Origin of the sequence: Thalassotalea sp. 273M-4, assembly GCF_041410465.1 — a bacterium.
GTDB lineage: Bacteria > Pseudomonadota > Gammaproteobacteria > Enterobacterales > Alteromonadaceae > Thalassotalea_A > Thalassotalea_A aquiviva.
The window spans coordinates 1,291,634-1,306,262 of record NZ_CP166961.1; the positions used below are offsets into that span (position 1 = coordinate 1,291,634).

At 40.1% G+C, this 14,629-nt stretch carries 9 protein-coding genes; 4 read left to right on the top strand and 5 right to left on the bottom strand.

The window, feature by feature from the left end:
* Positions 1-57: 57 nt before the first annotated feature.
* Both ACAY00_RS05755 and ACAY00_RS05760 read right to left on the bottom strand, forming a co-directional pair.
* Positions 58-2,418: a carbohydrate binding family 9 domain-containing protein gene (locus tag ACAY00_RS05755; protein ID WP_371378501.1), complete on the bottom strand. Its 2,361-nt coding sequence runs from the start codon at positions 2,416-2,418 to the stop codon at positions 58-60.
* 223 nt (positions 2,419-2,641) lie between these two features.
* Entirely contained in the window at positions 2,642-2,998 is a 357-nt protein-coding gene (locus ACAY00_RS05760; RefSeq protein WP_371378505.1) for a hypothetical protein, read from the bottom strand.
* Between the two features lie 196 nt (positions 2,999-3,194).
* On the opposite strand from ACAY00_RS05760, the gene ACAY00_RS05765 reads away from it, so the two are divergent.
* A complete protein-coding gene (locus ACAY00_RS05765) occupies positions 3,195-4,064 on the top strand; it encodes a RimK family alpha-L-glutamate ligase (RefSeq protein WP_371378508.1) in 870 nt (289 codons plus the stop codon).
* Positions 4,065-4,132: 68 nt separating this feature from the next.
* Here the strand turns inward: ACAY00_RS05765 and cysZ are convergent, their stop codons facing one another.
* Positions 4,133-4,879, bottom strand: a complete 747-nt coding sequence (gene cysZ, locus ACAY00_RS05770; RefSeq protein ID WP_371378511.1) for a sulfate transporter CysZ — start codon at positions 4,877-4,879, stop codon at positions 4,133-4,135.
* Positions 4,880-5,140: 261 nt separating this feature from the next.
* Here cysZ and smc point away from each other — a divergent pair, with 261 nt between their 5' ends.
* The 3 genes from smc (at position 5,141) to ACAY00_RS05785 (ending at position 11,734) form a co-directional block, all read left to right on the top strand.
* Positions 5,141-8,614 carry a chromosome segregation protein SMC gene (smc, locus tag ACAY00_RS05775; protein ID WP_371378514.1) on the top strand — a complete coding sequence of 1,158 codons (3,474 nt, stop codon included), beginning with the start codon at positions 5,141-5,143 and terminating at the stop codon, positions 8,612-8,614.
* 13 nt (positions 8,615-8,627) lie between these two features.
* On the top strand, positions 8,628-9,641 hold the full coding sequence (zipA, locus tag ACAY00_RS05780; protein WP_371378517.1) for a cell division protein ZipA: 1,014 nt from the start codon (positions 8,628-8,630) through the stop codon (positions 9,639-9,641).
* A gap of 155 nt (positions 9,642-9,796) precedes the next feature.
* Positions 9,797-11,734 (top strand): BRCT domain-containing protein, encoded by a 1,938-nt coding sequence (locus tag ACAY00_RS05785; protein WP_371378520.1) that lies wholly within the window; start codon positions 9,797-9,799, stop codon positions 11,732-11,734.
* An 87-nt stretch (positions 11,735-11,821) separates the two neighbouring features.
* Here ACAY00_RS05785 and ACAY00_RS05790 read toward each other — a convergent pair whose 3' ends face one another.
* Both ACAY00_RS05790 and ACAY00_RS05795 read right to left on the bottom strand, forming a co-directional pair.
* Positions 11,822-12,481, bottom strand: coding sequence for an NAD(P)H-binding protein (locus ACAY00_RS05790; RefSeq protein ID WP_371378522.1), 660 nt, complete (start codon positions 12,479-12,481; stop codon positions 11,822-11,824).
* A gap of 861 nt (positions 12,482-13,342) precedes the next feature.
* Positions 13,343-14,608, bottom strand: a complete 1,266-nt coding sequence (locus ACAY00_RS05795; protein WP_371378524.1) for a TIGR02281 family clan AA aspartic protease — start codon at positions 14,606-14,608, stop codon at positions 13,343-13,345.
* Positions 14,609-14,629: the final 21 nt, after the last annotated feature.

The following is a 14,629-nucleotide window of genomic DNA, read 5'->3' on the forward strand; positions in this document are numbered from 1 at the left end:
GTAAAGAGGTAAGCCACTCATTTGGAGACGATTAATAAGTGGCTTTTTTAAGGAGGATTATTTTAAATAAGCGTAGCTAAACTTTACAAACACACTTTTCTCGTTTTGCTTAATGGTGTCATACTCGTTTTCACCATAGCCTTGTGAATTAAAGCCAAGATAAAATACCGTCTGCGGATTAAATTTATAACCATAGAGTAATTGAACACTTAAATCTTTGTTGTTTTGAGTGATCTCTGCTGGCGCATAAAATGGGTAATTGTTTACGTTTCGTGAGGTATTATTAAAAATAGAGGTAAACCTTAACATACTCTGAACATCAAACTGATATGTTGCTCTAAAGTCTGTTAGGCGAGCATTGTAAAGGTAGTCGCCATCAATATCTAACTGATTAAAAGTATGTTTTAATTTAATTTCTAAATGCTTCGAAGCATTCCAGACAACTTCATTGGTAATGTTCGGGCCTTTGCCTGCTCGATCCGCGGTGTAATCTATTTTATCGCCATAGCTTACAAAGTTACCAAATCGTAAACCAGAAATGGGTGTTATGACCATATTAAAACGCATCACATTTTGTTCAAATAAGCTGGTATTATGATCAATGGCAACCGTGCTTTTATCATAACGGGCACCCACTGTTTCACGATTGGTGTAAACTAATTCAAACCATGAATCGTACTGGCCGTGCATGGATAATTTAAAATCCCACTCTTTTTCAATTAATTCGCCATTGTCATTATGGGTAATGTCCCAATCTGAATAGAGCTTAATTTCGGTCCACCACTGATCTTCTTCGCCATACCAACGACGATCAGCACCAACTAACCAGCGCTCAAAGTCTACTCGAGAAATAAAACCTAAGTCGGCGCGAAAACCGGCGTTTTGTTTTTGAAAGTTGGCATGATATTGCCATTTTTCATCCCGATGGCGATAACTGACCTTACTCGCAATACCACTAAAGGCGCCATCTTTTTGGCTACGCAGCACTTGTTCGTTTTTAACGCACGACTCTAAATCACATTCGGTGACAGCGTTTTGGGCGCAGTCTGTGCTGTCTTCACTGTCACAGAACTGAGCATAAAAATCATCAGGATATTCCGTTGCTGAATATACATGTTGAAACTTAACCGTGTCTTCGTCGCTTAACTTAACCACCCCATCAAAGCCCTGAACGGCGTTGTAGTAATCTTTTGCAACACGTGCGGTATTAATCAAGCCTAGGGTAATATCCTGATTAATATTATATTGGTATCGTAAAGCAAGGTTGGTGGATTTTTCTTCTATGGTCGCAACAGAAGAGTTACGGTTGCCAGGGATGAGAATATTGGTATTGTCATCGTCGGCAACCAAAATACCAATAGAGTGGTCATTGATCCGACTGGTTAATTTCGCGCCGTAATTCGGGGCATTGATATTTCTCGTGTGGACAAGGTTGTAATTAGAATCAAAGTAGTCGGCGTTATCCAAGAAAAATGGTCGTTTTTCTTGATTAAATAAAGCGAAAGTGGTGTTGATACTTAATTGTGCTTGGTCCGATTCTACGGTTGAAAAATCGGGATTAAGGGTACCATTAAATAGCACATCAGGGGTGATCCCCCAACGTAAATCGAGACTCGGGTTGGCTTTGTTTTGTTGTTGCCAAGAATCGTCGCCTTTACTTTCATGCATCGTTGTCACTAAAGCCGGAGTAACAATAAGGTTGTTACCTTGCTTGGCTTTGGCAAATCCTTTCATTGGTTGCAGTTGACAAATTTCGCAATGATTATTTCGGTCGATGTAAATATTGGACAATCTTAGCGGTACGTCACGAGGATAAAATCTAACTAACTCAATTCCCCATTCTTGCTCAGGTAAGCCTTCGGTAAAGTTTAACATTCTAAGTGGTAAGGCCATTTCAACCACGTAGCCTTGTTCGGTTATTTGCCCTTTGCTTTGCCAAATACCATTCCATGAATCGCTTTCATGTTTGGTGATTTCATTTTCAATGCCATCAATTTGAACCCCTAAAGGATTAACAAAAAATCGGTATGCGGTTCGTTGGGTATTAAAGCTGTCAATTTTGATGCCGACGAGATCATCGTGCCATGATTTATCACGATCACGATAAAATGCTCGAATAGACTCAGGGTTTGGATCTTCAGCGATAAAAGCAATATAAAACGTTTCGCCGTCTTCCATTAACCAGGCTTCGGTATGAACAGGGCTGGGAATATTGTCATAAGGACGACTGATATTATTAATCAAAACCCGTTTCGCTTGTTGCCATTGCGGTTCATCTAAAGTTGCATCTACGGTTATTGGCCCCTCTACTTTAGGGATGGCAGATGTGGTTTCATTGTTAGTCGTTGAACCAGCATGAACTTTTAGGCTAAGAGAAAATATTGAAATTAAGAAGAAATAGATGATTATTCGGTTCATACCGACTCCAAATGTAGATAAAAAAATAGAGTTACAAACGGTTACAAAATGGGGAGCGATAGTCGCAAATGTGGCCGTTGATTTCAATGCGGATTTCAAGAAAATGAGACAGATAGAGGGAATTAGCCGATAAGAACACACGACTTAATAAATACTATTGAGTCGTGGTCACTATTCAATTAAGGATGGTATTTATGGCAACAGAGGGTTGCCTAGAGGGACGTTAATCTCGTTGTTGTTCAATGAATACACCAACTTCTCGTTTCGGGCTTTGCTCAGAAACGATGACTCTAATACGATGTTCGCTGTTGTCAAAGTATAACTCTAAGCGACCGTAGCGCATTTGTTGATCTATGGGGGAGCCATATTGCGTGGCATAAAATTGCTCAATTTCTGTAAAACTTAAATCGGTAAAAAAGTTCACCATGGCCGGATAACCGTCGGTAAAGCTGGAAAAAACACGGGCGTTTTCAATAACGGGGATGTTAATTTTTTCACTGTGTGCTTGCTCGTTAGCAAACAGTTGATTTGACGTTGTAATCGTGAAAGCCAACAGCCCCAACAAGGTTAATTTTTTCATGCCCTTATGTCCTTTTTGATTTTTTATTTCCTATTCAGAAAAGGTAAAAAATAGAGCCTTTACCTAGGCTTAATGTAATCTTGGCGTAGAGTTTCGTCAAGCGAAGATGGCAAAAAGCTGAATTTTTTAAAATTTCTTTTTAGCGATACAGGATTTTAGTAAACTCTCTGCAATTTGATATTTAAGGGAAAGAATTTTGAAACATTGCGCTATTTTATCGATGGACTGTCTTGATGACTTTGAAGTCTATGACCATTTACTCGATCAACCGATGCTGGCGCACGGTTGGCAAACCCACTTAGTTTCTTGGCGTGATCGCAGTATTCATTGGGATGACTTTGATGTTGTTCTAATTCGAACACCTTGGGATTATCAAGACGATGCTGAGGCATTTTTAGCGGTGTTAGAGAACATCGAAGCGTCTTCGGCAAAACTGTACAACAGCCTCGAAATGGTTAAGTGGAATATTAATAAAAAGTATCTGCAAGAACTTGAGCAAAAGGGCGTTTGTATTGTTCCAACCCTATGGTTTGAAGCCTATAGTGAACAAGATATTGAATCTTGGTTTGACCATTTCAACACAGATCAAATCGTTATTAAGCCATGTGTTAGTGCCAATGCAGATAATACCTATTGGTTGACCCGAGCTAATGTTAACCAACACCTTGACGCCATTAAAGCGGTGTTCGCTAGCCGAGATTTTATGGTTCAACCTTTTATGCAAAACATTTTAGAGGAAGGGGAATATTCTTGTTTTTACTTTAATGGTCAATACAGTCACAGTATTTTAAAAACACCAAAAGAAAATGACTTTAGAGTGCAAGAAGAGCATGGTGGCAAGTTAACCACAGTCGAACCTGAATTAAAGCTTAAACAAGCAGCCGAGCATGCGCTACAGCAACTTTTTGAAATGCCAATGTACGTTAGAGTCGACTATGTGCGTATGGGTGATGAATTTGCGATGATGGAGGCCGAGCTTATTGAGCCCTCATTATATTTTAATATGGATGAAAGTTCGGCGCTTAAGTTTACTCAAGCTTTTGTTGCCAAAATGGGCGAATCCTAAATAATGAAAAGGCTTGTGTATGCAAGCCTTGTTTTGAACATATATCGAGGTTTAGCCAATTAGCGGGCTTATTGGTAATCGTTTTTAAAGCGGTCAACCCAAATTGCTGTCGCACCACAAATAGCCACGGGCATTAAGATTAAATTAAGTAACGGGATCATTGAAAAAAACGTCACCATGATACCAAAGCTTAAACAGACTCCTTTGTTACTGCGCAGTTTGGCGCGCATTTCATCAAAACTGACTTTATGATTATCAAAACTGAAATCACAATATTGAATTGCCATCATCCAAGCAACAAATATAAACCAAATAACCTGACCAATGACTGGAAGTAAAAATAAAATCAATAAAAAGCCAAGCGCCCGAGGGATGTAATAAATAAGTTTGCGCCATTCGCGTTTTAAGGTTCTTGGCACATCTTTAACAGCATCGAACAATCCGCCAGTGGAAAGCGGTTGATTAGATAAATGTAGCTCAATTTTTTCGGCCAATAAACCATTAAATGGTGCCGCTATCCAGTTCGCTAAGGTTGCAAATAAAAAAGAAAAGCACACAATCGCGGTGAGATAGAGTAATGGTTTAACAACATAGACTAACCAACTTAAAACCTCTGGTAAATAAGCACTAATTTGTTGAGTTAGATCGGCAATAATAAAACTTAACTGATAAAACGCAAAGCCGAAAAGTACCATATTAACCAGCAGTGGCACAAACACGAAACGGCGGATCCCTGGTGTCCTAATTAAACTAAAGCCCTGAAAAAAATAGCTAAATCCGCTGCGGTTAACTTTCGGTTGAACGCTTGTTGTCATTTACCTGTCCATAAGTGTGATATATGTGTTTGAGTATACTGAGTTTGCAAAATGAAATGAACCATATAATTGTTACAAACCTTGAACAAGTTTGTTATGGTAATGAATCGAGCAAGCATCGTTGATTGGCTTTGGTTATTTGCCCACTTTATTGATTGCAATTGCAAGCGTATTTGCCGATCATAGTCATTCACAACACCTAGCCTTGACCATAACACATATAGAGAATAATTCTGTTAGAACAGAGAATGATACAACTCAATGCGCTTAAAACAAATTAAACTTGCCGGTTTTAAATCCTTTGTCGACTTAACCAATGTTCCGTTTCCTGACGATATGACGGCCATCGTCGGCCCAAACGGTTGTGGTAAATCCAACATCATTGACGCAGTGCGCTGGGTGTTAGGTGAGTCTTCAGCGAAAAACTTGCGTGGTGATAACATGACCGACGTCATTTTTAATGGTGCCACCAGTCGCAAACCGGTAGGGCAAGCAAGTGTTGAGCTTATCTTTGATAACAGTGAAAACCGTCTGCAAGGTTCGATGGCCGATCGCAACGAAATTTCGATTCGTCGGGTGGTAAATCGAGACGCTAAAAACACCTATTTTTTAAATGGTAGTAAGTGCCGTCGTAAAGATATTACCGACATTTTTTTAGGTACCGGGTTAGGTCCGCGCAGTTATGCGATCATTGAACAAGGGATGATTTCAAAGTTAATTGAATCAAAACCACAAGAATTAAGGGTGTTTATTGAAGAAGCTGCGGGGATCTCAAAATACAAAGAAAGGCGCAGAGAAACCGAAAACCGGATTAAACATACCCGCGAAAACCTGCTGCGTTTGGCCGACATTCGCCAAGAGCTCAGTATTCAGTTGGAAAAGCTACACGGTCAGTCACTAGCGGCTAATCGCTTTAAAACCTTAAAAGCGCAAGAGCGAGCGTTAAAGGCCGAGCTAGTAGCGATTAAGTGGCAACAACTTGAACAAAAGCGACAAAGTATTCACCACAAAGAACAAACAATCAGCCTTAAACTGGAACAACTAAACACCGAGTTAACCCACGTTGAGCTGGCTATGGCTAAAGGCCAAAGTGAACAAGATCAGCAAAACCGTGAGCTTAATGAGCTTAATCAGCGCAAGTTATCTTTGCATACCGATATAAGTCGATTAGAGCAAAAAATAAAGCATGCAAAGCAGCAACGAACGGCGTTAGCACAAGAAGGCCAAAAATTAGGCATGGAAATTCAAACTTTAGAGCAACACCTAAAGCGAGAAGAGCAGCGCAAACGCCAATGCGAACAAGACGTACTTGCCATTGAGCCGAACATTGCCTCGCTGCAAAAGCAAAAACAGCAAGCACAGCTCCAACTGCAACAACAAGAGCAACTAAACGCACAATATCAGCACAGCTGGCAACAGTTATCAGAACAAAAAAACCAAGGTATTAACGCGCTTAACATCAATGAATCACAACAAAAATCCATTCTTGCTAGCATTGAGCAAATAGAACAAAGGGTGATGCGCTTACATGAACAGCAACAAAATAGCGCTCTTGAAAAAACTCAGACCGACATCGCAGAACTTGAACAACACATAACCTGCGAACAACAAACCCTTGCGACGTTAGAGCAAGAGCATACGCGCTTATGCAAGGTATCTGAGCAAAGTAAACAGTCTGTCCTAATGGCTGAAGAAAAACTTAAGCAAGACAATGAGCGGCGTTTAAATCTTGATGCCAGGTTGAGTGCACTGCAAGCAACGATGCACGAAGCCGAAAATTGGCAAGAACGACAACAAGCGTTTTTGGCTCGACATCAGATTGAAACCGAAAAAGACCTATTGAGCCGTTTGCAAGTTCAAACCGGTTGGGAAGATGCGGTGGAGCAAGTTTTAGCTCATTGGCTTTATGCCAATGTGGTAACGTCTTGGCCTGCCCAGTTTGAACCTAACAAAGGCTTACTGTTGAAAAGTAGCTCTTTGAGTCCCAAAGAGGGCTCTTTAGCTCAAAAGGTGTGTAATGCGGGTCCACTGACGGTGTTTTTAAACCAAGTTTTGCTTGCCGATAATCCAGAACAAGCGCAGAGTAAAAGCTTGTCAATTAAACCACATCAATCGGTTATTTGCCCCGAAGGGGACTGGTATGGACAGCATTGGTATCAAAAAGGTGGTCAGTTAGCGCAATCTGGATTAATCAAGCGCCAACAGCAAATTAACCAACTAGAACAAGATATTACAGCCGTACAAGCGCAGCTTAAAGTAAGTTTGAAAGAACAACAAACAGCTCAAAGTGATTTCGAGCAGGAACAAAAAAAGCGACAAGATTGCGAACAAAATATTGTTTCAGCTCAGCAAAGTGTGAGTGCATTAACCCAACAACATACGTTGTTGATGCAGCAGTTGGCATTTAAACAAAGCCAGCAACTTGAATGGCAACAAGAGCTTGAACGTCAACAAGACGCGCTGAAACGTAATCAGCATCAGTTAGAAAAATATAAAACACAACATCAAGATTTAGTCGCGAAAAAACAACACAGCGAAGCCCAATTATATGCCCTTGAAACACAAAAACAGGTCGATGATGGTGCATTAAAAAGGCAACAACAACAGTATCAAGTTTTAACTGAACAGTACCATCAATTACAATTGGAGCTGGCGAGCGCACAATCGGCCTTGTCTTCGTTACAAACCTCACTGGTGCGTGAGAAAGAACAACTCAGAAAGTGGCATGACGAACAAGAAACCCTGATCTTTGCACAACAAGACGTTGAGTTGCCGTTACTTGAAGACGAAGACAGCTTACAAACCTTGCTCCTTCAAAGTGAAGAGCTTGAGGCTAAGTTGCTATCGTACCAGGGTTCTATCGCCGAAAACTTTGATGTGGTGCAGCAAAGCACGCAAAAAATGCAATCTTTGAGCCAGCAAATTTCAGCGCATAAAGATCAGTTATCGGCTTTGGCCATTGAAGCCGAAAGTTACAGTGTGCGCGCAAAGACCGCATTAGAGCAGTTGGGTGAAATGAACGAACAAATCTCTGAGGTATTAACCCGATTGCCAGACAACGCTAAAGAGGCGCAATGGCAAATTAAATTGGCTCGAGTAGCAAAAGATATTTCAGCTCTTGGCGCGATTAACTTGGCAGCGATTGATGAATATGACGTTCAAAAACAACGTCAAGAATATTTAGAACAGCAAAATGGCGATTTAGAATCGGCATTAACGACGTTAGAAAGTGCGATCAGTAAAATCGACAGTGAAAGTAGACAAAAGTTTAAGCAAACATATGATCAAGTCAATGCCGATTTAAAAACCCTTTTTCCTAAGGTCTTTGGAGGCGGCAGCGCCTATCTCGAACTTACCGAAAATGATATGCTCGAAGCAGGCGTGACCATCATGGCCAGACCACCTGGCAAAAAAAATAGTACAATTCATTTACTTTCTGGTGGAGAAAAAGCGCTAACCGCATTATCATTGGTATTTGCGATCTTTCGACTAAATCCGGCGCCATTTTGTATGCTTGACGAAGTGGATGCGCCGCTAGATGACGCCAATGTTGGTCGATTCTGTAATCTTGTAAAAGAAATGTCGCAAACAGTACAATTTATCTATATAAGCCATAATAAAATTGCGATGGAAATGGCTTCTCATCTCACAGGTGTTACCATGTTCGAACCCGGAGTATCGCGCATGGTTGCTGTTGATATTGATGAAGCTATTGCCATGGCCGAAGCATCGTAAAACAGGTCGTATAATGGAAGTAAATTTTAGACTCATTCTAATTATCATCAGTGTTATTGCTATTTTAGCTATTTACTTAAATGGTCGTTATAAAATACGCAAAGGATTAAAAAATCCATATAAATTAAAAAGTAGGGCAATGGAAACCGCAACGAGTGACCTGCAAAATGAGGTGCGAACGTATGATAATGACGGTTTTGATCAAGATGGAATTGGCCGAATCACTCCCATTGTATCTGACCTAGATGAACCCTTAACACCACCACAAGACCTACCTCAGCCTCCGCTGATGGCTGAATCGGATGATGTTGGCGACAGTCCATCTCTTGCTGACATTGAAAATTTTGATAAAAATTTCACCCCAGTAGAAGAAGAGTTCAACTTTGGTGAGCCGAGCATTGTTGCGCCAGAGCCCAAAGTACAACCTGTGACCAACCCTGAAACAATCAGCAAACCTTTGTCTAACAACACGGGTGAAACCGCACCAGCTGAAGTAACAACCAAGGTCGACAAACCAAGTCAAGCAAAAACTAAGGCAGAATTAAAGCGCGATCAGCTAGAAATTGATTTTAACAACAAAGATAAAGTAGATGTGCCAGAACAAGAAGTACTGGCGTTATCGGTTGTGGTGAATGAGGGAATGATCAGCGGCGCGACATTATTACCGACTCTGCTGACTTTGGGGATGAAATATGGCGAAATGGAAATTTTCCATCGTCACCTAGATAACGCTGGTAATGGCGATATTACTTTCAGTTTGGCCAATATGGTTAACCCAGGTACCTTTGACTTAGATAATATGGAAAATTTTACCACCCAAGGTGTGACCTTATTTATGACCTTGCCAAACGCTGGCGAACCAGTCCAAGTATTTAAATACATGCTCTCGGCTGCTAAACAAATCGCCAAAGAAGTAAATGGTCAAGTATTAGACGGTAAACGCAGCGTCATGACAGCACAAACAGAACAACATTATTTGAGTCAAATTCGAGAGTTTGACCGTAAGTGCCGATTAGCGGGTGTATAACGCACAATAAAGCCTCACTCGAATGAGGCTTTGCCTTTTTAATGTTAATGACTTGCGCCTTCCTTATTCGCTCATTAACAACTCGATAAAAACACAAATTATATAATTGAGGCACCAGCGCGTGCCGTTCGTTTGCCTCATTAAGGATAACCCAGATGTTAGCAGTCAATTTCACTAACGACCAATTAGCGGTGCTTAACCAACTTGATGATACGTTAAATCCCGAAGAACTCGTGCACCTTTTCAGTTTATCAGAGCTCAATACCGAACAGCTTGTGCAAGTGCTAACAGCCGCAAACGCGCTTTATCGTTCGGGTCTTCCGGTGATCACAGACCAACAATACGACTTATATATCTCGATGCTTAAAGACGCCAACCATTTGCATCCCTTTTTACATCAAGTTGAACCTGAAGTATTGGCCGAAGCAAAAACCGTTGAGTTACCACAGCGAATGCTATCGACCGAGAAAGCGTACTCACTTGATGACATTAAAAAATGGTTTAAGCGTATTTTAAAAGCGGCAAATGAAATTAACGTGCCAGAGCGCGATATTCAAATTCGGGTCACCCCGAAACTTGATGGTTATGCAGCCTATGATGATGGTACAACCTTATATACACGAGGTGATGGCTATCGCGGACAAGACATCACCCGGGCGTTTGAACGAGGTTTAAAAGTGGCTCAAAACGGTCCAAGAGGCCTAGGCCCAGGTGAGATCGTGATTAAAAAAAGTTATTTTGATGCGGTATTAAGCGATCATTTTGAAAATTCTCGCAATATTCAAGCAGCGATTATTGCCGAAAAGAAAGTGGATGAGAATGTTCAAAAGGCCATAGACGATGGCGCGTGTGTGTTTTATCCGTTTGCGTTAATTGAGCATAAAACCGCGCATTTTGATGACATCATTAATCATTTTGACGCCATCGTTGAGCATATGTGGAACGTTGTTGACTTTGATATTGACGGGGTGATTCTTGAAACAACCCATGAAGAAATCAAACAACATATGGGGGCTACACGTAAGAACCATAGATGGCAAATCGCTTTTAAAGTAAACGAAGATGCAGCCGAAGTGGAGGTGATTAATATCATTCCACAAACGTCGCGAACCGGGCGCATTTCACCGGTTGCCGAACTGGTACCAACCAAACTCAGTGGCGCGACCATTAGCCGAGTCACCGTTCATCATTACAATATGGTTAAAAGCAAAAAAATTGGCCCAGGGGCTGTTGTTCAACTCGTTAGAAGTGGTTTGGTTATTCCAAAAATTGAAAAAGTAATCAAACAGGCTGAGCCGCAATTACCTGAGCAGTGCCCTAGCTGTCATTCGAGTTTGCTTTGGGAGTCCGATCATTTAATTTGTCCTAATAAAAGTGATTGTCCGGCTCAAACAGAAAACACCCTGATCCATTTTTTTAAAACTTTAGGCAACAATGACGGCTTTGGCCCAAAAGTTGTTGAGCGCTTAACTCAATACGGGGTCAAGCATATTCATGATATATACGCTTTAAAAGTAAGCCATTTTAGCAGTTATGGTTTTGGTGATAAAACCGCGCAAAATTTGTTTGATCAACTCAAGGCAAGCCGTGAAATTGAAATTGAAGATTGGCGTTTTTTATCGGCTTTTGGGGTCAGTCGCCTCGGTGGCGGGAACTGTGAAAAGTTGCTTCAACATCATACCTTGACTCAGTTATTTGACTTATCAGCCCAAGAGATGATCAAAATAGATGGCTTTGCTCAATTAAGCGCAGAAGCTATTGTGGCTGGTCTTGCCAACATTAAAGAAGAATTTTTTAAAGTATATGAACTCGGTTTTAATTTATCGCAAACCCCTAAACAGGCTGATAATAACAATGTGTCATCGCCCATTACTGGCGCCGTCGTCGTTTTTACTGGCGCCATGCAGCAAGGTTCGCGCACTGATATGGAAAAACACGCCAAATCATTAGGGGCGAAAGTGGCTAAATCGGTAACGGGTAAAACGACTTACTTAGTGACCGGAGAAAAGGTTGGTGAGACCAAGATTAAGGCGGCCCAAGATAAGGGGGTTGAGGTTTTAACCGAGCAAGAGTACCTTGATTTGATTCGTTAGTTACGTGCATAAGCGCGTAGCGAAAGGTATCTGAAAAGCCACTTAAACACTGTTTAAGTGGCTTTTTTGTCTCAAGGCCCAATCCGTTTATTTGAATGCGTCTATTTGTGTATTTTCACAGACAATTATCGCATCATTAAGCTGTAAATTATTGGCTACGTTTATCATTGCCATAGCAACATCTTGACTGTTTGTTGGGGCAAATTTTTTAAATCTACCAATGCATAACCAACGAAAGACGGGGGCAAGTCGTTGTGCCAGTCGCTCTAATAATCGAAATTCATCACGTTGACCAAGCAATAAACTCGGTTTCATAATGATCAATCGCTCAAAGCCCATTTGTTTTAACGTATTCTCTAATTTGCCTTTGGTGGCGCTGTAGTAATTGAATGACGTTTCTGTTACACCCGCAGCGCTGACGATGGCAAATTGTTTTACTTTTGCCTGCAGGGCTAAAGTTGCGATATCGACGATTAATTGATAATCCACGGCATAGAACTTCGCTTTGGTTTTCGCTTTTTTTAACGTTGTGCCGATACAACAAAACACATCATCGACGTGAAAGTATTTGACCAAGTTTGGCAACGCACAAAAATCGACAACGTGTTGGCTAAGTTTGGGGTGGGTTAGCGACAATTTCTGACGAACTAAAACAATAACCTTAGCGTAATTGCTGTTATTGAGCAGGCCATGAAGACAATGTTGACCGGTTAAACCGCTGGCACCTAGCAATAATGCAGATTTCATTGTAGTGATACTCTTATCCTAATTTATATGCTTTTAGGGTATAAAAATTGATATTTAAATATCATTTAATTACATAATAACAGATACAAATCTAGCATAAAAAAAGCTTGTATTTACAATTGAATTTACATCCCAAAAAAAAATCAAATTTTTAAAAAAAAGGCTTGCATTAATTTTTCACAATAAAAATAAGGCTTATAAAAAGTTATCCACTGTTTTTGTGCAAAACTTTTCTTTTCCTTGAAGTTTTTATGTAACAAAAGGGTAAATAAACGATTTTATTAGATGTATTAAAGTGTGATAGCGCTATAGACCTTGTTATAGCTAAGGTTTATCGTTATTAACAGAGTTATCCACAAGGGTTTTTTGTTCTTACCTACCATTGTCAAGAGCTGAATAACTTTTTTAGCGAAACAAATTTATCCTGCGTTTATGGCTCATTAGAGATGAATTTTTTTTAATGATTTGATAGTGATTAAATCTTAGTGCATTAAAATATGGCCAGGCAGGAAAGATAAAGATTGCTTAAAACATAAGCACAGTAAGGGCTTCGGCGATGTCTTAACTTACTTTGTGAATAGGTTGTTATCGGTACATTTGGTTTAAAAAAGGATGAATATTTTATCATTCATCTTTAAATTTTGGTGCGATTTAGAGTAAGGAAATACTTACTTTTACAGTCAACTTTTTGGCTCATAAGAGTTAGGTTGTGATCGGATTGTAAATACAGGGTTAACTTATCAACAACGGTATTTTTGTCGATTTAGCCCTCATCTTTAGATAAATATTCGTTAAAAAGTCAAATCAATTTAAATGAATAATTTTCAACTATAGGTACCAACTTAAACCACACAAATGGGCTTAAAGAGGGTAGGCTAAATAGAGATTTGCCTGCTCTTGATCAATGGAAAAACGAAATTGCTTTAAAAAGTTCATCCCTAGTAGGCCATCAGCATGGGTAAAACCTGGTAAGTCCAAAACTACGATTTCAAAATTGTTCACTGTAAACTGATCAATAGCAAATTTGTCAACCATAATGGTATAACCTTGTTGCACACCACCTGCAGTGTTTAAACGAATGTCGCGTCCTATTTGATAGTCAATAAGCCCTGATATGCGGTTAAAAAATTGGCTTGATATTACGGTTAATGAGGCGCCCGTATCAATTAATAAGGAAGCATCAACTTGGTTATTAATGAACGATGACACTAAAAAGTGTTCATTAATTTGTGCTAGTTGAATACTTTGGCCTTTTATTTCTTGTTGTTGCAGCAAAAGTACTAAATGATCGATTTCTGACTGAAATTGTGACTCGTATTGAATCAAATCTAAATAGGCCCAAGCATCGTCAAATTTATCGGTATGGATAGAGGCTAATATCAGGGCGAGGGTATAGGGTACAAAATCGCTTTGTGCAACGAGTGCTTGGCTAAAGGTATGCAGTTCTAACCACAGTTTTTTGCTTTTTAGTTCGTTAATTTCGGATAAAGCCAATTCTTGTTGTTGCTTAAACCAAATCGTTTCTTTTGTCGTGTCTAGGGTGTTATCGATCAGTCTTTGGTAGGCATCATACGCATCCAGCACCTGTTTATTGGCGAGCAACCACTTTATTCTCAACAAAGCCCATTGTTCATTAAATGGATATTGTCTGGTCATTAATTCAATCGGAGTATTGGCCAGGGCTAATTGATTGGTGTTAATCCATTGACTGACCAATTCTATCCACCTAAAAGACAAGGTATTACTTAAGCTTTTATCATCGGCTTGTAATTGATCGAAAAGATCGATGGCGTTATGAAACTCATGAGCATGAAAAAATTCGATGGCTAGGTTAAATTGTTCTTGTTCAAAGGCGCCTGAAGTTTCAACATTTTGGGGTAAGTGTGGTGGCAGTACAGATAACGGATCTTCTTTTGACTGAGCAGAACCCCCTTCGTTTTTAATGCTTTGCCCGGGGTTGGTGTGAGTTGCTTGTGCCTCTAATGTGTGCTTTTTTGGCCCAAACAAGGACGGCTTATTAACGACTGCGTAGCTCGAGTCTGTCGTAAGTGCACGATATAAATAGACATTGGCCGACATAGATACCAATAGAGCGATAACCAAAATACGAGTGAAGAACTTATTCAAGGTTGCCTAACCTATTACTAA